This is a genomic window from Aeromonas sp. Y293-4 (genome assembly GCF_027705905.1).
Classification (GTDB): domain Bacteria; phylum Pseudomonadota; class Gammaproteobacteria; order Enterobacterales; family Aeromonadaceae; genus Aeromonas; species Aeromonas veronii.
On the sequence record NZ_JAPDCI010000009.1, the window covers coordinates 1 to 23,525 of the forward strand.

The following is a 23,525-nucleotide window of genomic DNA, read 5'->3' on the forward strand; positions in this document are numbered from 1 at the left end:
CCACAGGTGGTTTTTGACGAACTTCTGAAAGCAGCCTGATTTTTAATCGGGAATTGCACTTCGAAGTTGAATTCGCGTTTTCCATTGTTGGTTATTTACATCATGTGGAATCGCATACCTCACATCATCTGTGGCAAGCACAAGCGCCCAATCTACCTGAGCTCTAACATTTATTGGCTCTTGGTTCGTTTTGTCACCACTTAAGTAATATGTTTTTTTCAATCCTATTTTTGGCGCAAGTAACTCTCGCAATTCCAAACGTAACATCAAATTTAATGGTTCTCTCCCCAGGCGCGACATCCACTGAAAGATATTGCCATCACAATCTGAACACTTTATCCGACCAAGCAGCAACAGACGCCACAAGGTGCGCATCATAGGGTCTGGAATTGCATACTGTGACTGATCCTTGACTTCGTCAATTTCGATAAACTGACCGTCACACATCATTGAATCAAAGCGGGATAAGGCATTTTCCACTAACCTCCGCCATCGTCTATGCAATTGACCTCCATTTGAGACAACCCAAAGTAGTAATTTTGGGTTCCCCAAGTGGCGAGTAAGCCAATATGCCAAAGGTGGCATCACTTCATCCCAATCGCCTGACAAGCCATTTGTAACCACACTCATGGCTGGCGCAGACATATAGGAAGCAGGATGTTGTAGCAAGCTAAAGCTCAAGCTTTCATTTATTTTACCCTGCGGTTGCACACCAAAACATGTTAAATCATTGTGACCAAAACATTTGCTGGTAAATACATCAAGCCAGTCCAGTGATGGAGTCGGATTAAGCTGGGCAAAGCATTTGGCGGGCAAGCCTGATGGATCGGCTAAAGCCCATCGCATTCGACTAACAAAGTCGTTTTGTGACGAACTCTGATTGGGTTGCTTATATGCATACCGAGCAACTAATCGCTCCTTGCCCCTTACACCATCACGATATATAGATGCCCATACATGCAAAGTCTGATGTAACATGCGATGATAATTTACATCGTCATACATAATAGGGATGACATGTTTGTCTTGCCATTTCTGCTTCGTGATATCCAATTCATCACGTTTATAGGATGCAAAAGCAAAAATCTTCCGTGAACCATCCAATGCATGGGCGGCGGTCATATATCGCAATACAGGATCATCAATGCTGTAACCGACAAAACAGAGTGTGTAATCTCTGAATAGGCCAGCGACAAACCGAGCTGCCCAACCTTCAGTAAGATATGCCTGTCCAAAATCGCCATCAGACAAGATCAGCTGATCAAGGTCTTCTTCCGAGGCTGAATCTGGCATACGTCCGTGCAAATGCACCACTCCATTCCAACGGGATCGGGAGGGTGGGGCCTGATGAATGGTTATCGGTGATTTCCCCGCCTTTTCAAACAAGGTATCGAAGTTAGTGGTAACGAGTTTCAGGTTATCTTTTTTATCCTTGCCAAGAGTCAGCAAAGCAAGATGAGTAGTGAGAGCTCGTGGCTTTGATAAATCAGCAGTCAGGCAGGATGGTAAACCACGACGTACCGCAGCTCTCCCGCCTTGAATACGCTTCTCATAATGTCCGATTGCGCGATCAAGTCCACCCTGTGTGACCATGTCTTGCTCAGACCTATCTAATGGCTCGCCTGCATGCTTTGACATCCTAATAACGAGCTCACCGAATCCAGGCAAACCCGCTGGATAGGAAATGCCCGCCCCACAAAAAAACAACACACGTCCCTCTTCATGGGCATGCAGCAGCTCATTGGGAATATCGGGGCCATTGGGGATAAATTGCATTTTCCTGTTTCCTATCCAGTAGATACGGTGGATTGACTGGAATATGGTACCGCAATACCTCCCTCGATCGGCGAACCCATTTCTAGCTTTCGTCCAATAAAAAATCCCCACCCGAGGGTGAGGATTGATTTATAGGTGCAACCGTCTGGTGGCTTATTGTGCCAGCAGGTGACCGACCAGCTCATGACGCCACCCTTGCAGCAGCATGGGTTTGTCGCTGCGGGCCCGCTCTTCGTCATTCATCCGCCAGCTCCAGGTGAAGTACTGGTGAATGATCTTCTTGCTGGCAATCAGCTCGGGCGGAATATTGCTCGCCTTGGCCTTCTCTTCCACCATGGCTTTGATGCGCTTGAGCTCGGCCTTGTACTGGGGGAAGTCCACCAGCCGGCGAATGGGCTCGGGCCAGCAATCAGGATCGCTCTGCTGCGCCTTGGCGACGATATCGAGCATCCGCTTGCCGTGGATCTTGATCTCGATGGGCGATAGGCCGAGCTCGTTGAGATCCCGCAGGGAGGCAGGACGACGCTCCGCCACCTTGAACAGGTGCAGCTCTTTCACCACAAAATTGAGGGCCAGATCCCGGCGCACCGCCTCTTGCTGGCGCCAGGCGGCCAGCTCGCGCAGAATGGCCAGCTCGCGGCGACCCAGTTGCCAGGCGTTGACGATATCGAGATATGCCTGACGGGGATCGCTGCCCTGGGTCTTGCGGGCGGAGTGGTTTTGGCACTCCTGCTCGAACCAGGCAAACTTGCCGCTTTCCCGCAGTTTGGCCATCACCTTCTCGTAGAGCGGCATCAGGTAGAAGACATCCGCTGCCGCGTATTCAAGCTGACGTGGCGTAAGCGGGCGGGCCAGCCAATCGGTGCGCGCCTGATCTTTTTCCAGCTCGACCCCAAGGAATTCGTTTACCAGCGCACCAAAGCCGACCGAGACGCCGTAACCGAGAAAGGCAGTAGCAAGCTGGGTGTCGTGCATCTGGTTGGGCAAGTGGCCCGCCTGATGCTGGATAAGCTCCAGATCTTCGCCAGAGGCGTGCAGGATGGCGATCTGCCCTCCCCTGCCCAGTCGCTGCCAGAGGGCGGAGAGATCCAGCGTCAGCGGATCCAGCAGCGCCAGATGCTCGCCGTCATAGATCTGGAACAGGCCAAGCTGGGGGTAGTAGGTACGGGTGCGAACGAATTCAGTATCGATAGCCAGGGGAACGTCGGCCAGAGAAGCGAGATACTGCTCAAGTTCGTCTTGCTGAGTGATAAGTTGATAGTGCATCTGTGCCTGCGCGGTTGATCAGGGCCAAAAAGAAAAAACCGTGGGATGACCCACGGTTTTGCATAACGACGGTGCTGGTTTGCAGAAGATTCTGCAGCCGCAGTCCGGTTATTGCTTGGCAATCTCCTCGTCGCGCAGTACGCGCCGCAGGATCTTGCCCACATTGGTCTTGGGAAGTTCGTCACGAAATTCTACCAGTTTCGGCACCTTATAGGCAGTCAGATGTTTGCGGCAGTGGGCAATAATCTCGTCCTCCTGCAATTTTGCATCTTTCTTGACCACAAAGATCTTCACCAACTCGCCGGAGACCTTGTGTGGCACACCGACGGCGGCCACTTCCAGCACTTTCGGGTGCAGGGCAACGACATCTTCGATCTCGTTCGGATAGACGTTGAAACCGGAGACCAGGATCATGTCCTTCTTGCGGTCAACGATCTTGAAGAAGCCCTGCTCGTCGCACACCGCGATATCACCGGTACAGAGCCAGCCATCCTGCATCACTTCGGCGGTCGCCTCGGGACGCTGCCAGTAGCCAACCATCACCTGCGGGCCGCGCACCTGCATCTCGCCTGGGGTGCCGAGGGCGTGGATCACCTGACCGTTGTCATCCACCAGCCGGATCTCGGTAGAGCAGACCGGCAGACCGATGGAACCGTTGTAATCAGTCAGATCGTAGGGGCAGACGCTCACCAGCGGTGAGCACTCGGTCAGGCCATAGCCTTCCAGCAGCGGGGTATCGGTCAGTGTCTTCCACTTCTCCGCAACCGCGCGCTGCACTGCCATGCCGCCGCCGATGGTGAGCTTGAGCTTGTCAAAGGCGATCCCCTGAAACTCTTCGTTGTTGACCAGCGCATTGAACAGGGTGTTGACCCCGGTAATACAGGTGAAGGGGTACTTCTTGATCTCTTTGACAAAGCCTGGGATGTCGCGCGGGTTGCTGATCAGCAGGTTGTAACCACCGATGCGCATAAAGAGCAGGCAGTTCACGGTCAGGGCGAAGACGTGATAGAGCGGCAGCGCGGTGACCACGAACTCCTTGCCGCGCTCCAGCATGGGGCCGTAGACGCCGAGGCATTGCTCGACGTTGGCAATCATGTTGCGATGGGTCAGCATGGCCCCTTTGGAGAGGCCGGTGGTGCCACCGGTGTACTGCAGGAAGGCGAGATCGTCGTTGGTGATCTCCGGCTTGATGTACTGCAGGAAACGCCCCTTGGAGAGGGCCTGACGCATGGTGGTGGCGTGGGGCAGATTGTATTTCGGCACCAGCTTCTTGACGTACTTGACCACGAAGTTGACCAGGGTGCCCTTGGCCAGCCCCAGGTTGTCACCCATCCGGGTCAGGATAACGTGCTTGATCGGGGTCTCGTAGACCACTTTTTCCAGGGTATGGGCGAAGTTGGAGACGATGACGATGGCTTTGGCACCGGAATCTTTGAGCTGATGCTCCAGCTCGCGCGGGGTATAGAGCGGGTTGACGTTGACCACGATCATGCCGGCGCGCAGGATGCCGAACACGGCGATGGGGTATTGCAGCAGGTTAGGCATCATCACCGCAACCCGATCCCCTTTCTCCAGCTTCAGCTCGTTTTGCAGGTAGGCAGCAAAGGCGCGGGACTGCTCTTCCAGCCGGCGGTAGGTGATGGTTTGGCCCATGTTGACGAAGGCGGGCTGATCGGCAAACTGGGTCACCGAGGATTCGAACATCTCGACCAGGGAGCTGTATTGGTCTGGATTGATCTCGGCGGGGACCCCTTCCGGATAACGTTTCAGCCAGACTTTTTCCACAAACTTCTCCTGCATAACTAGCACCTGTGCGCTCACTGTGTTGCCTCCGTCCCGGTTCACATCCATTTTAATCGGTTGTTTTAAGCTGATGCTCTAATGCCGCACATATTTACACAGTGCAACATCAATTAACAGCAAATTAACAACAGAAAAATGTGAGGGAGAAAACAAACCTGGAATTATTGAAAGCTGGCGATTCTACCGAACTTGACAAAACTTTACGATACAAACGGCCGTATCAACCGAATTTTCCATATGAAAATGGTGGTTTCCACCCAATATGACCCGCTCGATCTGCTGGAAGGCATCCTGACGGGCCTGCCATTGGGCTTCAAGCGCAGCAAAGCCCTGCTCCCCCTGAATCAACAGCACCGGACAACGGATAGCCGCCATCAGTGCCCGAGCTTGTCCTTCGCTCATTCTCAGGGGCGACAGATCCCGCAAACGGGGGTCGCTGCGCCAGTGCCAGCGCCCTGCCCGCTCTTCAAGCTGCCGCTCACAGATAAGACGCGCCGACTGCGGCGTGATAACCGCCACTTTGCAACGAGCAGCCACGGCTTCATCGATGGAGGCAAAGCCGTTAGCACTGCGCTCCCGGGTGCGACTGCGGTTTAAAATCGCACGTCGCAGCTGGGCAGGTACCTCCTCATCGGGCTGGCTCAGCGGCCCCAGCCCCTCCAGCATGATCAACCGCTCCACCTGTTCGGGGAACACCCCGGCATAGGCGGATGCGATCAACGCCCCGAGGGAGTGACCGAGCAGAGTGAAGCGCGACCACCCTGCCGCCTGCACGATCTGGTAGAGATCGTCCAGCCAGTCGACAAAGACATAAGGGGTGGTTTTGTGATCGGAGTGACCGTGCCCCGGCAGATCGACACAGATGAGGTGAAAATCCCCCAGATGCGGCGCCAGCGGCAAGAAGCTGGCACTGTTGTCGAGCCAGCCGTGCAGGGCAATCAGCAGGGGTTTGCCCTGCTGAGCCTGATCCGCGAGTTGATTCTCAAGCAGGGCCACCTGCCGACCATCTGCCAAGGTGAGCAGACGTTCGTGCAGAGTGCTTTTGATGCTGTTGATCATGGCAAGCCTTAGCGACGCAGCGGCCGTCTCGGCCAGAAGGGATCATAGAAGGGGTCATAGAAGTAGGGGTCCATATAGCGTACCTCCACCTCTTTGACTGGCGGCCACAGCTTGCTGCCCGTCACATTGAGCACAGAGAAGCGGTACTTGTGCTCGCCAATCTGGCTATCAACCGGTTTGCCTATGGTGCCAAGCACCGTCAGGCTGCGCCCCTTGGCATAGAGGGTCGGGTCGACAAAGCCCTTCATGATGGCCAGAAAACGGCCCGGGCTCTGCTCGGTCTGCTCCGGCACGCCGTTGGACTTGAGCGGCAAATAGACCACTTCAATGACGCTCTGATCCGCCTTGTTGTGCACCGCCGAGATAACGCCGCTCCAGCGGGCCGGTTTGCCCTCCATCCCGCCAAGGGCGGGCTGATAGGCCACCAGCTGGTTTTCTGGCTCATAGGCCAGCTCTTTAGGAACCGAGCTGCAGGCCCCGAGCAGCAGGGCCAGCGCCCCGACCACCATCCCGCGTTTCATCATGTCGCTTCTGCTATTACGCATCATGTCACTCTCCTGTTGCCGGCGTGGCCCGTAGGGGCCACCCGCTTATATTGCAGCTGATGAGCGACATGACGTCAGTGCTCCTGCCCTTATTCGCGACCCGGCAGTTTTTTCCAGGTCACCTTGTCACGCAAATAGACCGGCGTCGCCTGCTCCACAGGCACCGCCTCCCCCGCCAGCCAGGCGGCGCGGGCCAGCGGCAGCATGTCCTCTGCCGCCGGGAAACGTACCTGGCTCACCGCCAGCTCATCGGCCAGACCACTCAGGGTCTCGCCATAGGTTTCAAAACCGGTGCCGACGCAGGTCACCCGACCCGCCAGCTTGCCACGGACGTCAACCAGCGCCACGGGATCGCTCACCACCTCGTCCCCCACCAGCTGCATGCGGCCATCAATCAGCTCATAGCGGCCGAAATAGACCTCGTTCATCCGCGCATCGATGGCGGTCAGCACCTGCTCGGCGCCATCCAGTCGATAGGCGCCTTGCGCCATGGCGGCCAGGGTTGAGATGCCAATCAGCGGCACACCTGCACCAAACGCCAGACCTTGCGCCACACTGATGCCGATCCGCACGCCGGTAAAGGAGCCCGGGCCGCGGCCGAACGCAATGGCATCGAGGTCACTCAAACTTATCCCGGCATCCTCTAACACAGCCTGAACCATGGGCAGGATTTTTCGGGTGTGATCCCGTGGCGCCTCCTCCCAGCGGGAGAACAGCTTGTCACCCACCAGCAAGGCGGCGGAGCAGGCTTCGGTGGCGGTATCAACGGCCAGGATCTTCAACTCATTCATGCTTTCCAATCTCTATAAAATCAGTCAATTACATAACCGGCAAGCGAGATATGCTCACCCGTTGTTCAAATCTGTTAGCTGGCGGCACACTTATTCACCGCGTTCAGTGCGATCGAAAAAACTCCCCAACGTTCCCAACTCCCGGGTGCGAGGGATGGCGGGCAGACTCTTGATAAAGGTGGCGCCGTAAGGCTTGTTGACCATTCGGGGATCACAGATCACCAGTACACCGTGATCACTGCGATCACGAATAAGCCGCCCCACCCCCTGTTTGAGGGCAATCACCGCCTTGGGCAACTGCAGCTCGGCGAAGGGATCACCCCCCTTGAGCTTGCAATCATCCACCCGCGCCTTGAGCAGCGGATCATCGGGGCTGGCAAACGGCAGTTTGTCGATGATAACACACGACAACGCCGCCCCTCGCACGTCGATCCCCTCCCAGAAACTGCTGGTCGCCACCAGCACGGCACGGCCATTCTCGACAAACTCCTTGAGCAGCCGCTGCTTATTATCCTCCCCCTGCAACAAGACGGTACGGCCAATCTCCCGGCGCAGCACCTCGGCTACCTGACGCATCACCTGATGGCTGGTGCAGAGGAAGAAACAGCCCCCCGGCGTCTTGTTGATGAGGGGGATCATCAGATTGGCCAGCTGCTCGCCACGGCCAAAGGCGTTGGGCTCCGGTAGATAACGGGGCACACAGAGCCGCGCCTGCTCGCCATAGTCGAACGGACTGTCGAGGATCAGCTCGGCGCTACCCGCCAGACCCAGCTCGGCCTTGAAGTGATCAAAACGCATATCCACCGTCAGAGTGGCGGAGGTGAAGACCCAGGCCACTTCTGGTCTTTGCACCTCGGCACTGAATCGCTCGGCCACCGACAGCGGCGTCAGATTGAGGGTGAAATGAAGCCGTGAGCAGTCGTACCAGTAGGAGAAACCGGTCTGGTTAACCGCCAGCACCTCGCCAAGACGGGTGCGCAGTTCACTGATGCGCTCGAAGGCGTGATCCAGCTGCTCACCCCGGCCGAGAGCCAGTTTGAGCACTTCGTAGCAGAGCCCGATGGCATCGTTGAGACGAGCCAAAGCCTGCCCCCAAAGCGGCTGGCGCAGCATGTCGCGGGTATTGCCGCGACCGCCATCCACCCCGAAGGCGAGCCGCAAATCCTGACTGGCGATAGCGAGCCGGTCCGCCGCCTTGCCGAGCTGGGCCATGTCGTGGGCCTCTGCCCGATAGGCCAGCTGGATATCCTGCGCCAGATCCTGAATCGTTCGGCTGCCCACCGACTTGCCGAAGTAGTTGGTGGCGATCTCCGGCAGCTGATGGGCTTCATCAAATACATAGACTTGTGCTTCCGGCACCAACTCGCCAAATCCGGTGTCTTTCACCGCCATATCGGCGAAGAAGAGGTGATGATTGATCACCACCACCTGGGCATCCATGGCGCGGCGTCGGGCCACCACCAGATGGCAGTCATCGTAATAGGGGCAGTCGCGACCGAGGCAGTTGTCGTTGGTACTGGTGACGTGGGCGAGGATCTCGGCGTTCTCCTGCAATCCCGGAATATCCCCCACATCGCCGTTATCGGTAGCAGTGGACCAGGATTTGACCTTAACCAGATCGTTCAGGATTTCAGGCTTTTGCAGATGGGATTCGCTCAAGAGCCGGTTCATCCGCTCGATGCAGAGATAGTTGCTGCGTCCCTTGAGCAGGGCCACCGGTGGGGTGTAGGAGAGCGCCCCTGTGATGGTCGGAAGATCCCGATAGAAGAGCTGCTCCTGCAGGTTCTTGGAGCCGGTGCTGATCACCACCCGCTTGCCGGACTCCAGCGCTGGCACCAGATAGGCGTAGGTCTTGCCGGTACCGGTCCCCGCCTCCACCAGCAGACGGCCACCACTTTTGATGGCGCGCGCGACCGCTTCGGCCATCTCCAGTTGGGGAGCGCGGGCTTTAAAACCGTCAATATGGCTGGCCAGAGGGCCATCTGGCTTGAACAGGGTCTGGATGGTCAAAAGGGCGTCCCGCAGCAAAAGCGGCCATTATGCCAAAAGCGCGGCAAAAGCGGGACAGATAATCTGCCTAGACGAACAGATCGATCTGATGCTCGGGGTCCGGCTTGTGATCGCCCTCCTCCGCCTTGGGCTGATCACGCTTGGCGGGCGTGCTATACGCCTGCTGGCGCTGCTGGGAGTCACTGTTGTCAGTGCTGGTCTTGCGCAGCTGGTGCTTTTTGCTGATCTGGTTCACTTCCCGCTTGATCTCTTCGCTGCCGGGCGCAGCGGGCGCCCGGGGCAAAATGGGGAACAACAGGTCCTGGCTGGGCATGATGGCGACTCCTGCAGGGGTTATTGTCTAGTTATCGACCAGAAAACCGTTTTCGCCACTTTAATCGATCAAATCACAATTTCGGGTTGCATTTTCTGTCAAGGCAGGTAGTTTAAATCAGGCGTCAATTACGACATCTTATTTTGTAAAGGATTGATTACATGAAGTTCACCACCCTGAAGACTCATCACCACCATCATCATCCCGACTAGTCTTTCAGGAGGTTGACTGCTGGAAGACACTTAACTGGTGACTTCCAAAAGGACCGCAAGATTCATAAACCCTCGGAAGCACCCACTTCCGAGGGTTTTTTCGTTTTTGACTAGAAGGAAATCGAGCAATGGAAACACAACGTCTGCGTATCGCCATGCAAAAGTCCGGTCGTCTGAGCCAGGACTCCCAAGCCCTGTTCAAGAGCTGTGGCCTCAAGATCAACCTGCGCGAGCAGCGCCTTATCGCCCATGTCGAGAACATGCCCATCGATATCCTGCGGGTGCGTGATGACGACATCCCGGGTCTGGTGATGGAAGGGGTGGTTGACCTTGGCATCATCGGCGAGAACGTGCTGGAAGAGGTGCAGCTTATTCGCGCTTCACAAGGCCTCCCCTTCGAGGTCAAAACCCTCAAGCAGCTGGACTTTGGTGGCTGCCGCCTCTCGCTGGCGGTGCCGGAAGATGTGACCTACACAGGGCCAGAGAGCCTTGCCGGCAAGCGCATCGCGACCTCCTACCCCGGGCTGCTCAAGCGCTTCTTTGACGAAAAGGGGCTCGGCTTCAAGAGCGTGATGCTGGGCGGCTCGGTGGAAGTGGCACCCCGAGCGGGCCTGGCTGATGCCATCTGCGATCTGGTCTCCACCGGCGCGACGCTGGAAGCCAATGGCCTCAAAGAGGTGGAGGTGATCTACCGCTCCAAGGCGGTACTGGTCCAGGCCCCCAACCCCTTGTCTGATGCCAAACAGAAGCTCATCGACAAACTGCTGCCCCGCATTCAGGGGATGCAGCAGGCCCGCGAGAGCAAATACATCATGCTGCACGCCCCCAAAGACAAGCTCGATGCCATCACCGATCTGCTGCCGGGTGCCGAGCGCCCCACCATCATGCAACTGGCCGGTGACACCAATCAGGTGGCCCTGCACGTCGTCTCCAGCGAGACCCTGTTTTGGGAGACCATGGAGCAGCTCAAGGCCCTCGGTGCCAGCTCCATTCTGGTGCTGCCCATCGAAAAAATGATGGAATAAGGAAGGGATATCATGCAGACCCTGATCTGGAAGACCCTCTCCCCTGCCCAGCAGGCCGACGTGCTGACCCGCCCCGCCCTCAATGACGAGGCCGATATCGGCGCCGTGGTCAAAGAGATTATCGCCGCGGTACGCAGCCGTGGCGACGAGGCCCTGCGCGAGCTGAGCCTGCGCTTCGAGCGCGCCCCCCGTGAGCAGTTGCGCGTCAGCGAAGCCGAAATCGAGGAAGCCTGCGCACGACTGGATGACGAGATAAAAAGCGCCATCGAAGCGGCCATTGCCAATATTCGCACCTTCCATGCCGCGCAACTGCAGCCAGTGGTGCGAGTGGAAACCCAGCCCGGGGTGGTGTGCGAGCTGCGCACCCAACCCATCAGTCGGGTCGGCCTCTATGTGCCGGGGGGCAGCGCACCGCTCCCCTCCACCGTGATGATGCTGGCCATTCCGGCACGCTTAGCCGGTTGCCGTGAAGTGGTGCTCTGTACCCCGTCCCCCGCCAGCGACGAGATCCTGTTTGCCGCCCGCGCCTGCGGCGTCGAGAAGGTGTTCGCCATCGGCGGTGCCCAGGCCATCGCCGCCATGGCGTACGGCACCGAGAGCATCCCCAAGGTGGACAAAATCTTCGGCCCGGGCAACGCCTATGTGACCGAAGCCAAGGGGCAGGTTTCCCGCGACTGGCGCGGCGCTGCCATCGATATGCCCGCCGGCCCCTCCGAGGTGCTGGTGATTGCCGACGAGAGCGCCAACCCCGCCTTCGTGGCAGCAGATCTGCTCTCCCAGGCCGAGCATGGCCCCGACAGCCAGGTGGTGCTGGTCACCACCTCGCCGCTGCTGGCCGATGCCATCGCAGGGGAGATCAAGAGCCAGCTGGCCAAGTTGACTCGGCGCGATATCGCCGCCCAAGCGCTCGGCAGCAGTCTGGTGATCCTCTGTGACGATCTGGCCGAGGCGTGTGCCATCTCCAACGCCTACGCGCCGGAACACCTGATCGTGCAGACCCGAGCTCCGCGTGATCTGCTGGATAAACTCGAGAACGCCGGTTCCATCTTTCTGGGAGCATGGACCCCCGAGTCGGTCGGCGATTACGCCAGCGGCACCAACCACACCCTGCCAACCTATGGCTATGCCCGCACCTGCTCGAGCCTGGGCCTTGCCGATTATCAGCGCCGCTACACGGTGCAGGAGCTGAGCGCCGAAGGTATTCGTGGCCTTGGCCCCATTGTCGAGCGCATCGCAGAGGCCGAAGGGCTCGATGGCCACAAAAATGCCGTGACGCTGAGATTGAACGCCCTGGCCGCCGCGCCCCAACCAACAGCACAGCAGAAGGATTTGTCATGAGCATTGCCAATCTGGCGCGCCGCGTGGTGCGGGCCCTCACCCCCTATCAATCCGCTCGCCGCATCGGCGGCAAGGGCCACGTCTGGCTCAACGCCAACGAGGCGCCGCAGGCCTATCCCTTCACCATCGAGGGAAGCCGCCTCAACCGCTACCCCGAGTGCCAACCGGCCGAGGTGGTGAACGGCTATGCCGCCTATGCCGGGGTCAATCCCGATCAGGTGCTGGTGAGCCGCGGTGCCGACGAGGCCATCGAGCTCTTGATCCGCACCTTCTGCGAAGCGGGTGAAGATCAGATCCTCATCTGCCCGCCCACCTACGGCATGTACGCCATCAGCGCCGAGACCTGTGGCGTCGGCATCGTCGAGCAGCCGCTTACCGCCAGCCGCCAGCCGGACTGGCCCGCCATCGCGGACCGTCTGTCTGATGTGAAACTGGTGTTTCTCTGCTCCCCCAACAACCCTACCGGGGATCTGGTGGGGCGTGACGGCCTTATCGCTTTGCTGGAAAAAGCCCGGGATCGCGCCATCGTGGTGGTGGACGAGGCCTATATCGAGTTCTGCCCGGAAGCGTCCGTGGTGGACCTGCTGGCCCGCTTCCCCAATCTGGTGGTGACCCGCACCCTCTCCAAGGCTTTTGCCATGGCGGGGATCCGGTGTGGCTTTACGCTGGCAAGCCCCGAGGTGATCGCCATGCTGGCCAAGGTGATCGCCCCCTATCCCATCCCCGAGCCCATCGCCCAGATCGCGGCGCAGGCCCTCTCCCCAATGGGGCTGGAACTGATGCGCGAGCGAGTAATAGAGCTCAACAAGCAAAAAGCCGCCTTCAAGGCAGAGCTGGCAACGCTTGCCTGCGTAAGGGAAGTATTCGAAGACAAGGGCAACTTCGTGCTGGTGCGCTTTGTGGATGGCGCCGCCGTCTTTGCTGCCATGAAGGCCGCCGGCATCATACTGCGGGATTTCTCGACCAAACCCGGCTTGGATAACAGCATTCGCGTCACCATCGGCTATCAGGGCGAGATGGATGCCGTGCTGGCGGTACTGCGTGATCTGCCCTCTCCCACTTTGTAAGACAAGGATGTAGCGATGAAGACCCCGTTTTTGTTTATCGACCGCGACGGCACCCTGATTGAAGAGCCGGTGACCGACAAGCAGGTGGATAGCCTCGCCAAGCTGCGCTTCGAGCCCATGGTCATTCCGGTGCTGCGCGACTTGCAGGCCGCCGGCTATGTGCTGGTGATGGTGACCAATCAGGACGGGCTGGGCACCGCCAGCCTGCCGCTTGAGAACTTCCAACCGCCTCACGACCTGATGATGCATCTGTTCGAATCGCAAGGGGTGAAGTGGGAACAGGTGCTGATCTGCCCGCACTTCCCCACCGACGGCTGCAGCTGCCGCAAGCCCCACCTCGGGTTGGTGAAGGAGTATCTCGCCTCCGGTCGCATCGACTTTGCCAACTCCTTTGTAATTGGCGATCGCCAGACCGATCTGCAGCTGGCCGAGAACATGGGCATTGGCGGTATTCGCTACCACCCGCAGGATCACGACTGGCTCGCCATCCGTGATCAGCTGCTCGCTGTTCTCAGTCCAAATAAGGGCCGCGTAGCCTCGGTGGAGCGCTACACCAAGGAGACCCGCATTCAAGTGGCGCTGGACTTGGACCCTTCTGCCACAAGCAAGAGCGGTGGCAACCAGATCGCCACCGGTATCGGCTTCTTTGATCACATGCTGGATCAGATTGCCACCCACGCCGGTTTCCAGCTCAAGCTGAACGTCAGTGGCGATCTGCATATCGACGATCACCACACGGTGGAAGACGTCGGACTGGCGCTGGGTCAGGCACTGCGTCAGGCCCTTGGCAACAAGCGCGGTATCGGCCGTTTCGGCTTCGTGCTGGCGATGGACGAGGTGCAGGCGGTGATCGATGCGCGCCCGCTGACCGAGCAGGAGGTAAGCACAGCGCTGGACTTGAGCGGTCGCCCCTACTTCGTGTTCGACTGCCCGAGCGGCTTTGGCCGAGACAACGTGGGCGAGATGGCCACCGAGATGGTGCCCCACTTCTTCCGCTCTTTGTCGGACGCCATGGCCATCACATTGCAGATGAAGGTGGGCAGCGGCAACACCCACCATCAGGTGGAGGCGCTGTTCAAAGGCTTTGGCCGCGCCCTGCGTCAGGCTATTCGGGTGGAAGGGAGCGAGCTCCCCTCCAGCAAGGGAGTGCTGTGATGGATGTGAGCAAGCAGAAGCTGGTCATTATCGATACCGGCTGTGCAAATCTGGCCTCGGTCAGAATGGCGTTCGAACGCCTCGGCGTGCAGCCGCTGGTCTCAAGCCAGGCCGCCGATATCGAGCAGGCGGACAAGCTGATCCTGCCCGGTGTCGGCACTGCGGTGGCCGCCATGAAGAACCTCAACGAACGCGAGCTGGTACCGCTCATTCGCGCCGCCAAGCAGCCGCTGCTGGGCTTTTGCCTCGGTATGCAGATGCTGGCTGAGGCCTCCGAAGAGAGCATGGGCAAAGAGGGTTCGCCAGAGCGGCTCATCGACTGCCTTGGCATAGTGCCGGGCAAGATCCGGCTGATGGAGGTCGGTAATCTGCGGCTGCCCCATATGGGCTGGAACCAGATTGAGCATGACGAGACCCATCCTCTGCTCAAGGGGATCTCGAGCGGCAGCTACTTCTACTTCGTCCACTCCTATGCGCTGGAGGTGACCGAAGCGACGCTGGCGACCTGCGACTACGGCCAGCCGTTTACCGCCATCGTCGGTGGGGTTGCAGAGCACAGCAACTTCTTCGGCGCCCAATTCCACCCAGAGCGCTCAGGCGCAGCCGGTGCCCGTTTGCTGCAAAATTTTCTGGAGCTGTGACTAGCATGATCATTCCAGCAATTGACCTTATCAATGGTCAGGTAGTTCGCCTCTATCAGGGGGATTACGAGCAGAAGACCGAATACAGCAGCAGCCCGCAGGCCCGCTTCGATGAATATGTCTCCCAGGGGGCGGTGCAGCTCCATCTGGTGGATCTGGACGGTGCCAAGGATGCCAAGGCGCGCCAGCTGCCCCTGCTGACCCAACTGCTGTCGGCCACCGAGGCGCCGGTGCAGGTCGGTGGCGGCGTGCGTACGGAGCAAGATGTTGCAGATCTGCTGGCAGCAGGCGCCAGCCGGGTGGTGATTGGCTCTACCGCCGTCAAATCCCCGGATCTGGTAGCGAGCTGGATGGAGAAATATGGCCCCGAGCAGATCGTGCTGGCGCTGGACGTCAATATCGATGCACAGGGCAATCGCCATATCGCGGTGGCGGGCTGGCAGGAGAACAGCGGCGTGACCATCGAGGCACTGATCGAGCGCTTCCTCCCCGCCGGGCTCAAACATGTGCTCTGCACCGACATCAGCCGTGACGGCACCCTGGCTGGCACCAACGTCGAGCTCTATCGGGATCTCTGCGCCCGCTACCCGAGCGTCGCCTTTCAGGCCTCCGGTGGCATTGGCGGCATCGCGGATATCGAGGCGCTCAAGGGCTCCGGCGTCAAGGGGATCATCCTTGGCCGCGCCCTGCTGGAGGGCAAGTTCTCGGTAGGTGACGCCATCGCCTGCTGGCAAGCCCCCGCAGCCGATACCACAGGAGGCAACTGATGCTGGCAAGACGCATTATCCCCTGCCTCGACGTGAAAGATGGCGTGGTGGTCAAAGGGGTGCAATTTCGCAACCACGAGGTGATGGGCGGCATTGTCGAGCTGGCGCGCCGCTACGCCGAAGAGGGCGCTGACGAGCTGGTGTTCTATGACATCACCGCCTCCAGCGATGCGCGGGTAGTGGACAAGAGCTGGGTGAGCCGGGTAGCGGAGGTGATCGATATCCCCTTCTGCGTTGCCGGTGGCATTAAAAGCGTGGAAGATGCCCGCCAGATCCTGGAATTTGGTGCCGACAAGGTCTCCATCAACTCCCCTGCCCTTGCCGACCCGACCCTGATCAGCCGACTGGCCGAGCGCTTTGGCGTGCAGTGCGTGGTGGTAGGCATTGACTCCTACTTCGACGCCGACACGGGCCACTATCAGGTCAAACAGTTTACCGGTGACGAGAGCCGCACCCGCACCACCGCCTGGCACACCCTCGACTGGGTGCAGGAGGTGCAAAAGCGCGGCGCAGGTGAAATCGTGCTGAACGTGATGAATCAGGACGGCATGCGTCAGGGTTATGATCTCGACCAGCTCAAGCTGGTGCGCAGCGTCTGCAAGGTGCCGCTGATCGCCTCCGGCGGCGCCGGTGCCATGACGCACTTTCGCGATGCCTTCACCCTCGCCGATGTGGATGGGGCGCTGGCCGCTTCTGTGTTCCACAAGGGCCTTATCCCCATTCCCGAATTGAAACGCTGGCTGAAAACCGAAGGAGTCGCCATCCGTGAATAATTTCTCTGAAAATGCACAAACCACCGCCAGCGCGCGCCCCCTTGCCGATCAGCTCGATTGGGCAAAATGTGATGGCATGATCCCCGCCATCGTCCAGCACGCCGCCAGTGGCGAGGTGCTGATGCAGGGCTTTATGACCCGTGAGGCACTGGAAAAGACCCAGACCACCGGTCAGGTCACCTTCTTTAGCCGCAGCAAACAGCGGCTCTGGACCAAGGGTGAAAGCTCGGGCAATGTGCTCCAACTCGTGGCCATCAGCACCGACTGCGATCAGGACTCTCTGCTGATCGCCGCCAACCCCGTCGGCCCCACCTGCCACAAAGGGACAACCTCCTGCTTCCATGGTCACCCGCTGCCGCCCCTCGGTTTTCTGGCAGAGCTGGAACAGATCCTGGCAGCCCGCAAAGGGGCCGATCCGGCCACCAGCTACACCGCCAGCCTCTATGGCAAGGGCACCAAGCGCATCGCCCAGAAAGTCGGTGAGGAAGGTGTGGAAGTGGCGCTGGCCGCCATGGCCAAGGATTGGGAGGAGCTCATCAACGAATCCGCCGATCTGCTCTACCACCTGACCGTACTGCTGCAAAACGAAGGACTCGGATTAAAGGATGTCGTTCAGCGGCTTTATGAGCGGCATCAAAAATAATATTCCTATCAAGAAATGGGCTTATGCCCATTTCTATTTTAAATAGAAAGCCAACTCAACAAGATCTTTATAGTCATTAATATTGATGCTTTGATTTGCCAAATGATAGGCTAATAGAGTCTCCTCTTTGCTAGCGATTGAGAATGAATCTATAGAATGTTGCCTCAATACCCCATCTATCGCAACAGCATCCCTTTCTGCGACTAATTGTGCTTTGTTCCTGATAGAATAAAAGAAACAACCTATATATTTAGATATACTTATTTCGGCTTTTAAATAGTCACCTACATTATTCACTGAAGGCAAGTTAAAGCACAATAAAATATTAACTTTTACCCGTTTGTAGAATCCAATGTTCGACATTGAATTTTTATCTTCATTTCGAAGTGATAGTTCTAAATTCACTATCTGCCTATATAAGTCAGGCTCATGCTCTTTGGCTAAAAGAAGTATAGAAAAAATCACTAAATCAAAATCATCACTAAAATTTGATATTGCCGCCTTTACTTTGTCTATGTATTGCTCAATATCTCTAAGCTGAAGACCAAAGGCATCTGCGAGCACGGATAGCAACAATGAAAATTCGCTTATTGTTTTAAATCTTGGGAAAAGGTTCTCCCATGATGCATCATCAATAGTCATGTAGCTTTCAATGAATGACGCTTTTGATATTTCCTTTAAGGAAAATTGCCGCCTAAAAAAACGTCTTAGATAAGCAGATGCATGAAATCCTTCACCATAAATGACCTTGATAGCATGCTGTAACTGCTCAGTATCCGTGGCCAGTACAAAAACCACTTCGGGAATATCGAATATATGCTTGATTGTCTCAAGCATTTCTACCGCATAAGAAGGGCGGCAGCGATCCAGTTCATCAATCAAAATAAAAGTGGGATAATCAAGCTCTCCATTACCTAATCCAACAGCACCTTCCACCCATTGCCTAATTTCTTGTTTAAGATACTGGATAGATTCATAACGCTCTTTCTGATTGCTGCATAAGGCATCTACCAGTTGATTGGCATCATCCCCTTCCAGAGAAAAATCATCTTCTTCCAATCCAGCCTTCTTGATTGCCGCTTTCAATGCCAGTTTGCCGCCGACCTTAAATAATCCAAGCAGCCGCTGACGCATCCCTTCTGGAATCGGGTTTTCTTTTCCCGCAATCATTTTTAACTGGTCGATAATCGATGAAATCACAGTCAATAAAGGATCATCGGAAAAGTCCTGCTGCCAGGCATCGATATAGACGGTGGGATAGTGCGCTTTCAGCTCCATATACCAGCGCTTGATAAACCAGGTTTTACCCGCCCCCCACTCGGCATTGAGGTTGAGCACATAGTTGCGTTGCTTGCCTTCGGCGGCGAGGTATTTAGTCAGAAATTCGGCATAGCGGGCGCGATCCAGCCGATCGGCACTCAAGATCTCTTCGCTACCCGCAATGGCCCCCGGCCCGTCCCACTGAACTGCGTCATCCCAATTAAACGGTGCCACTGCCATCTCGTGTCTCTCCATATTGCGTTGCTGAGGATGATATCAAGGACACAGTGAAAATAGTTTGATTAAAGACCTGTTTGTTGCCCTTTCTGCCACTCGGAGTGGCGTATTTTATTGCTGGTTAATTTCTCTGCAACTGGCCAACAAAACTGGGTCGATACAGAGGAAACGGTTATCTGAATAGTCACGGACTCAGTTGATTTCCTTTGACCACACCAACGATGACAATCGTGTGACATGGCGCAGAACTTGCGGAAATAAACGCGAAACCTGACCTGTTCGGTGCTTTATTTAAAACTGTTGATCTCTGTTGCGCGTCTTGTTCAACCGACCCATCGTAGCGACCCAAGGATGGCTAGCCCCATGAAGGATGAACCCTTCTCTATCCAGTTACAGCATGAGCTGGATCACCTCAAAGCCATCTTCAACGAGACGGACGCCTACATGTTTACCAAGGATCTGGCGGGCCGTTACACCTATGCCAATCAGGCGGTGCTGGATCTCTTTGGCTGCACCCTCGCCGAGTTGCAGGGGCAGGATGATCGGGCCTTTTTTGATCTCGAATTCTCCGACACCATTCAACGCAACGACCGGTTGGTACTGGAGCAGCAGCTCGCCATCGCCCAGGAGGAGATCAACTACCTCAAATCCACCGGGGAAAAGCGCTGCTACTGGACCGTTAAAAAGCCCATCCATGACAAGGATGGCAACCTGATCGGCCTGTGCGGCATCTCCACCGATATCACCGAACACAAGCTGATTGAGGCCCGCATGGCGGAGCAGCATCAGCTGCTGGAAATCATCCTCGCCAACGTGGATGCCCATATCTATATGAAGGACAGCCAGCACCGCTTTCTCTACGTCAACCAAAAGGTCGCCGATCTGCTGGGCCTTCCTGCCGAGCAGATCATCAACCGGCGAGATGATGAGGTGATCCCGGCTGCCAGCGCCTGCCAGCTGTGGCGGCTGGACAACCGGGTATTCGAAACCGGTGAGCTGCAAGCCGGGGAAGAGATGCTGACCGATCCCGAAGGCAATCAGCACTACTACTGGTCGGTCAAGGTGCCCTTTCTGCTGGGGGATGGCACCCCCACCCTGATCGGTATCTCCTCAGATATCACCGAACTGCATCAGCTCAAGGAGCAGCTACACCAGCAGTCGGTGCGCGATGGCCTCACAGGTCTCTACAACCGCCGTTTCTTTTTCGAACTGTGCGAGAAGAACCTCAGTCTGGACATGCGCCACCACCTCACCTCGGTGCTGATGGTGCTGGATGTGGATCAGTTCAAGTGCATCAACGATCGCTTCGGTCACCCCCTTGGGGATAGCGCGCTGGTGCATCTGGGCAGAGTGATGCAATCAGTGCTGCGCAGCGAAGATGTGCTGGCCCGCATCGGCGGTGACGAGTTTGCCATCTTGCTGCCCAACACCACCCTCTTGGCCGCCGCATCTCTGGCCGAGCGGCTGCGCCTGCAGGTGATGCAAAGCCCGCTGCCCCTGCCCGATGGGGATAAGCTGGTCATCACCATCAGCGCCGGACTGGTGGAAAATGGCGAAGGGGAGCTGATGGATAGCCTCTACGCCCGCGCCGATCAGATGCTCTATCAGGCCAAACAGAGCGGCCGCAACTGCGTCGCCTGCAAAACCCCCTAGCCACCAACGGGAGGGCCAGCAGCCCTCCAGACCCCTTGTATCTCCCCCCTATGAATGGCTGTGCTGGCTCCTTACGAACAGGCTGCTACCCCAACTGTTTGCGCAGCACGAATTTTTGCACCTTGCCGGTCGAGGTCTTGGGCAACGGGGTAAAGATGATGCGTTTGGGGGCCTTGAAGTGAGCCATCTGCTCCCGGCAAAAGGCGATCAACTCCGCCTGGGTGGTCTCTCGCCCCTCTTTTAATTTCACGAAGGCGCAGGGCACCTCCCCCCACTTCTCATCGGGCATGGCGATCACCGCCGCTTCATCCACATCCGGATGACGATAGAGCACGTCCTCCACCTCCAGACTGGAGATATTCTCCCCGCCGGAGATGATGATGTCCTTGGATCTGTCCTTGATCTCCACATAACCATCCGGGTGCCATACCGCCAGATCGCCACTGCGAAACCACCCCTCCGCCATCGCATCGGCGCTGGCCGCCGGATTTTTCAGATACCCCTTCATCACCACATTACCGCGCAGCACTATCTCCCCCATGGTTTTGCCATCTTTGGCCACCGGTTCGCCACTGACCGGGTTGATAACCCGCATCTCCCCCTGCAGAGGCGACGCAACACCCTGGCGCGCCTTGAGGCGGGAGAGCGCCGTGGCATCCTGCCCTTGCCAACTTCTTTGCGGCTCGCACAACACGCAGGGGCCATAGGTTTCGGTCAGGCCATAGACGTGGGTCACGGCGATCCCCATCGCTTCCATACCGGCGATCACGGTGGCGGGCGGCGCAGCGCCAGCGGTCATCACCTTGATGGGGTGATCCAGCCCCCGCTTGAGCGCCGGATCGGCATTGTTGAGCATATTGAGCACGATGGGCGCCGCGCAAAAATGGCTCACCCTGTGCTCGTGCAGCGCCTCATAAATAGCGTCTGCCTGCACATGGCGCAGGCAGACGCTCACCCCGGCGGTGGCCGCCAGCGTCCAGGGGAAGCACCAGCCGTTGCAGTGAAACATCGGCAAGGTCCAGAGATAGACGGGATGTTTGGGCAGCTCCCAGGAGAGCACATTGTTGATGGCGTTGAGGTGGGCACCGCGATGGTGATAGACCACTCCCTTGGGGTTGCCGGTGGTGCCGGAGGTGTAGTTAAGGGAGATCGCCTGCCACTCATCCTCTGGCAACCAGCCGGGTTCATCGCCGTTACCAGTGGCAATAAAGGCCTCATAGGTCAGTTCACTGACAAGCCCCCCTTCCCGGTAAAGGGGATCGTCGATGGCGATGACCAGCGGTTGGCGCTCCAGCAGATCCAGCGCCTTGCGCACCACAGGGCCGAACTCCCTGTCCACCAGCACCACCTTGCTCTGGGCATGCTGGAAGATAAAGGCCATCGACTCTGCATCGAGCCGGGTATTGATGGTGTTGAGCACGGCGCCGCTCATGGGCACCCCGAAGTGTGCTTCAAACATCGCCGGGATATTGGGCGCAACGATGGAGACGGTATCTCCCTCCCCGATACCGCGCAGCCGCAGGGCCGAGGCCAGCTGGCGGCAACGGCGGGCGGTCTCGCCCCAGCTCTGGCGCAGCGGGCCGTGGATCAGCGCCGGATAGTCGGGATAGACCCGCTCCGCCCGCCCCAAAAAGCTGATGGGGGTCAGGGCCTCGAAATTGGCGGCGGTTTTGGCAAGGTCGCGCTCATAGATGTTCTGCACTGTCATCGGATTCCTTCCTCACAAGTGGCACAAAACGGGCAGTTCCGGGATCAACAAGCGACATGGGCATCCTGCCCGCCGCTGGTCTCTTATGGGAATGACAGCCTAACAGTGAGCCTGCGGCGGCAGGTATTAGCAAAACGTCTTAGAGGAAGAGCGGAAGAGGTATTCGGTGCGAGTACGGGCAAGCGAACCCCCGCCAATGCCGAAGGCTTTACCTCAATCATCGTTAGTGGCGAACCCGCCCCTGCTGGCGGAAGCAGTAGAGCTTGAGGCTGATGTCGGCGATATCGGCAGGAAGCTCCTCTCCCTGCTCGGCCAGGGGCCGGTAGAGGGATGAGAGCAGACGTTCGGCCTGCTGCACCGTGATGATGTTGGCCTGGATGGCCGGGGTGATCCAGCTGGGTAACATTGACATATCTCCCCCTCGTTGATCCGGTGATCTCGGGTGAACATCTTCATTTCAGGTCTTACGCAGTTGTCTGCCGACCCGCTCACCCTCTGCTTCACCCAATCAAAGCAAAATGCTTGCCGTGATCTCTTATCGGCCAACATCCGATGGGGCTGGAGCCATTTATCAACCACTTGCGTGGCCATCTCAACGAACAGAGCCTTTGCTCAAGGCCTCCCTTGACCTGTCCCCGTCAGCACTTTGCCACTCTGGCATTCTGCTCACCGCCCGCCTTGCAAATTGCGACTCGAATTGCTCCTTATCACACTGACACAGTCCACCATGCGCCGGAAACCGGTCACTTTTAGTCCGTTGTCGCCAAAGCCAGACACTTTTCTATGGTGGCTATTTTTTGACCTTGCCAGCGCCTGTCGCAGGCCCATCCCCCCTCGCCTTGTCCGGCCAACCGGTTATGACAAGATGGCGCCAAATTGGAACAGCCCGTATGGGTATGCAGGAGAACAACAAGATGAACAGATCCATGATGGCAGGTATCGGTATTGGCATCGCCTCGGCCCTGGCGCTCTCGGCGGCGGCCAGCAGCTCCCTCTTTACACCCCAACCCACCTTTGCCGAGGTGATCGCCAGCAAGCCGATCACCGAGACCATCAAGACTCCCCGACAGGAGTGTCGCAACGTCACCGTGACCCACCGCAAGCCGGTACAGGATGAGCACAAGATCCTCGGCACAGTGGTGGGCGCAGCGCTGGGTGGCGTGGTTGGCCACCAGTTTGGCGGCGGCAGCGGCAAGAAGGTGGCCACTGCTGCAGGGGCCGTCGCGGGGGGTTATGCCGGTAATCAGGTGCAGGGCAATATGCAGGCGGGCGATACCTACACCACCACCGAGCAGCGCTGCAAGACCGTGCAGGATACGAGCGTCAACACCATAGGTTATGACGTGACCTATCGCCTGGCCGGTCAGGAGGGGGTGATCCGCATGAAGCAAGCCCCGGGCGCCACCATTCCGGTCAAAGATGGCAAATTGGTGATCGACCAGTCAAAAGTGTGATGTCTCCTGACCCCACTCAGCAGCAGGCC

The 23,525-nt window shown here is 57.7% G+C and carries 21 protein-coding genes and 1 other annotated feature; of the genes, 10 read left to right on the forward strand and 11 right to left on the reverse strand.

Annotated elements, in window-relative coordinates:
* Positions 1-42 precede the first annotated feature (42 nt).
* The 8 genes from OKC31_RS11585 to OKC31_RS11620 form a co-directional block, all read right to left on the reverse strand.
* On the reverse strand, positions 43-1,776 hold the full coding sequence (locus tag OKC31_RS11585) for an SIR2 family protein (protein ID WP_270656983.1): 1,734 nt from the start codon (positions 1,774-1,776) through the stop codon (positions 43-45).
* Between the two features lie 153 nt (positions 1,777-1,929).
* On the reverse strand, positions 1,930-3,042 hold the full coding sequence (gene rnd / locus OKC31_RS11590) for a ribonuclease D (protein WP_270656986.1): 1,113 nt from the start codon (positions 3,040-3,042) through the stop codon (positions 1,930-1,932).
* 108 nt (positions 3,043-3,150) lie between these two features.
* On the reverse strand, positions 3,151-4,827 hold the full coding sequence (fadD, locus tag OKC31_RS11595) for a long-chain-fatty-acid--CoA ligase FadD (RefSeq protein ID WP_270657041.1): 1,677 nt from the start codon (positions 4,825-4,827) through the stop codon (positions 3,151-3,153).
* Between the two features lie 198 nt (positions 4,828-5,025).
* Positions 5,026-5,904 carry an alpha/beta fold hydrolase gene (locus OKC31_RS11600; protein ID WP_270656988.1) on the reverse strand — a complete coding sequence of 293 codons (879 nt, stop codon included), beginning with the start codon at positions 5,902-5,904 and terminating at the stop codon, positions 5,026-5,028.
* Positions 5,905-5,912: 8 nt separating this feature from the next.
* Positions 5,913-6,428, reverse strand: a complete 516-nt coding sequence (locus tag OKC31_RS11605; RefSeq protein WP_041202708.1) for a Slp family lipoprotein — start codon at positions 6,426-6,428, stop codon at positions 5,913-5,915.
* 110 nt (positions 6,429-6,538) lie between these two features.
* Positions 6,539-7,240, reverse strand: a complete 702-nt coding sequence (gene tsaB / locus OKC31_RS11610; RefSeq protein ID WP_005336751.1) for a tRNA (adenosine(37)-N6)-threonylcarbamoyltransferase complex dimerization subunit type 1 TsaB — start codon at positions 7,238-7,240, stop codon at positions 6,539-6,541.
* A 90-nt stretch (positions 7,241-7,330) separates the two neighbouring features.
* Complete coding sequence (locus OKC31_RS11615) at positions 7,331-9,250, reverse strand: ATP-dependent DNA helicase (protein ID WP_005345619.1); 1,920 nt, start codon at positions 9,248-9,250, stop codon at positions 7,331-7,333.
* A gap of 67 nt (positions 9,251-9,317) precedes the next feature.
* Entirely contained in the window at positions 9,318-9,563 is a 246-nt protein-coding gene (locus tag OKC31_RS11620) for a hypothetical protein (protein WP_005336755.1), read from the reverse strand.
* A gap of 187 nt (positions 9,564-9,750) precedes the next feature.
* Positions 9,751-9,879, forward strand: a sequence feature (His leader region).
* 24 nt (positions 9,880-9,903) lie between these two features.
* On the opposite strand from OKC31_RS11620, the gene hisG reads away from it, so the two are divergent.
* From hisG to hisIE, 8 genes are read left to right on the forward strand one after another with little or no spacing between them, the layout of a single operon-like run.
* The gene (gene hisG / locus OKC31_RS11625; RefSeq protein ID WP_071910208.1) at positions 9,904-10,800 is read left to right on the forward strand and encodes an ATP phosphoribosyltransferase; all 897 of its coding nucleotides are present in this window, start codon (positions 9,904-9,906) and stop codon (positions 10,798-10,800) included.
* 12 nt (positions 10,801-10,812) lie between these two features.
* Entirely contained in the window at positions 10,813-12,138 is a 1,326-nt protein-coding gene (gene hisD, locus OKC31_RS11630; protein WP_270656989.1) for a histidinol dehydrogenase, read from the forward strand.
* The gene (gene hisC, locus OKC31_RS11635) at positions 12,135-13,205 is read left to right on the forward strand and encodes a histidinol-phosphate transaminase (protein WP_247822754.1); all 1,071 of its coding nucleotides are present in this window, start codon (positions 12,135-12,137) and stop codon (positions 13,203-13,205) included. The genes hisD and hisC overlap by 4 nt, the downstream gene beginning before the upstream one ends.
* A 15-nt stretch (positions 13,206-13,220) precedes the next feature.
* Positions 13,221-14,360, forward strand: a complete 1,140-nt coding sequence (hisB, locus tag OKC31_RS11640; protein WP_247822753.1) for a bifunctional histidinol-phosphatase/imidazoleglycerol-phosphate dehydratase HisB — start codon at positions 13,221-13,223, stop codon at positions 14,358-14,360.
* Positions 14,360-15,001 (forward strand): imidazole glycerol phosphate synthase subunit HisH, encoded by a 642-nt coding sequence (hisH, locus tag OKC31_RS11645; RefSeq protein WP_043820199.1) that lies wholly within the window; start codon positions 14,360-14,362, stop codon positions 14,999-15,001. The genes hisB and hisH overlap by 1 nt, the downstream gene beginning before the upstream one ends.
* 5 nt (positions 15,002-15,006) lie before the next feature.
* On the forward strand, positions 15,007-15,768 hold the full coding sequence (hisA, locus tag OKC31_RS11650; protein WP_159163663.1) for a 1-(5-phosphoribosyl)-5-[(5-phosphoribosylamino)methylideneamino]imidazole-4-carboxamide isomerase: 762 nt from the start codon (positions 15,007-15,009) through the stop codon (positions 15,766-15,768).
* On the forward strand, positions 15,768-16,541 hold the full coding sequence (hisF, locus tag OKC31_RS11655; protein ID WP_043820204.1) for an imidazole glycerol phosphate synthase subunit HisF: 774 nt from the start codon (positions 15,768-15,770) through the stop codon (positions 16,539-16,541). Before hisA ends, hisF begins: the two co-directional genes overlap by 1 nt.
* On the forward strand, positions 16,534-17,184 hold the full coding sequence (gene hisIE / locus OKC31_RS11660; protein WP_270656991.1) for a bifunctional phosphoribosyl-AMP cyclohydrolase/phosphoribosyl-ATP diphosphatase HisIE: 651 nt from the start codon (positions 16,534-16,536) through the stop codon (positions 17,182-17,184). The genes hisF and hisIE overlap by 8 nt, the downstream gene beginning before the upstream one ends.
* A 33-nt stretch (positions 17,185-17,217) precedes the next feature.
* Here hisIE and OKC31_RS11665 read toward each other — a convergent pair whose 3' ends face one another.
* Positions 17,218-18,684 carry a KAP family P-loop NTPase fold protein gene (locus OKC31_RS11665; RefSeq protein ID WP_270656993.1) on the reverse strand — a complete coding sequence of 489 codons (1,467 nt, stop codon included), beginning with the start codon at positions 18,682-18,684 and terminating at the stop codon, positions 17,218-17,220.
* A 360-nt stretch (positions 18,685-19,044) separates the two neighbouring features.
* Between OKC31_RS11665 and OKC31_RS11670 the strand changes: the two genes are divergently transcribed.
* Positions 19,045-20,334: a sensor domain-containing diguanylate cyclase gene (locus OKC31_RS11670; RefSeq protein ID WP_270656995.1), complete on the forward strand. Its 1,290-nt coding sequence runs from the start codon at positions 19,045-19,047 to the stop codon at positions 20,332-20,334.
* A gap of 85 nt (positions 20,335-20,419) precedes the next feature.
* Here OKC31_RS11670 and OKC31_RS11675 read toward each other — a convergent pair whose 3' ends face one another.
* Both OKC31_RS11675 and OKC31_RS11680 read right to left on the reverse strand, forming a co-directional pair.
* Positions 20,420-22,042: an acyl-CoA synthetase gene (locus OKC31_RS11675; protein WP_270656997.1), complete on the reverse strand. Its 1,623-nt coding sequence runs from the start codon at positions 22,040-22,042 to the stop codon at positions 20,420-20,422.
* 223 nt (positions 22,043-22,265) lie between these two features.
* Positions 22,266-22,454 (reverse strand): hypothetical protein, encoded by a 189-nt coding sequence (locus OKC31_RS11680; RefSeq protein WP_005345660.1) that lies wholly within the window; start codon positions 22,452-22,454, stop codon positions 22,266-22,268.
* Between the two features lie 502 nt (positions 22,455-22,956).
* Between OKC31_RS11680 and OKC31_RS11685 the strand changes: the two genes are divergently transcribed.
* Positions 22,957-23,496 carry a glycine zipper 2TM domain-containing protein gene (locus OKC31_RS11685; RefSeq protein WP_247822748.1) on the forward strand — a complete coding sequence of 180 codons (540 nt, stop codon included), beginning with the start codon at positions 22,957-22,959 and terminating at the stop codon, positions 23,494-23,496.
* Positions 23,497-23,525 lie beyond the last annotated feature (29 nt).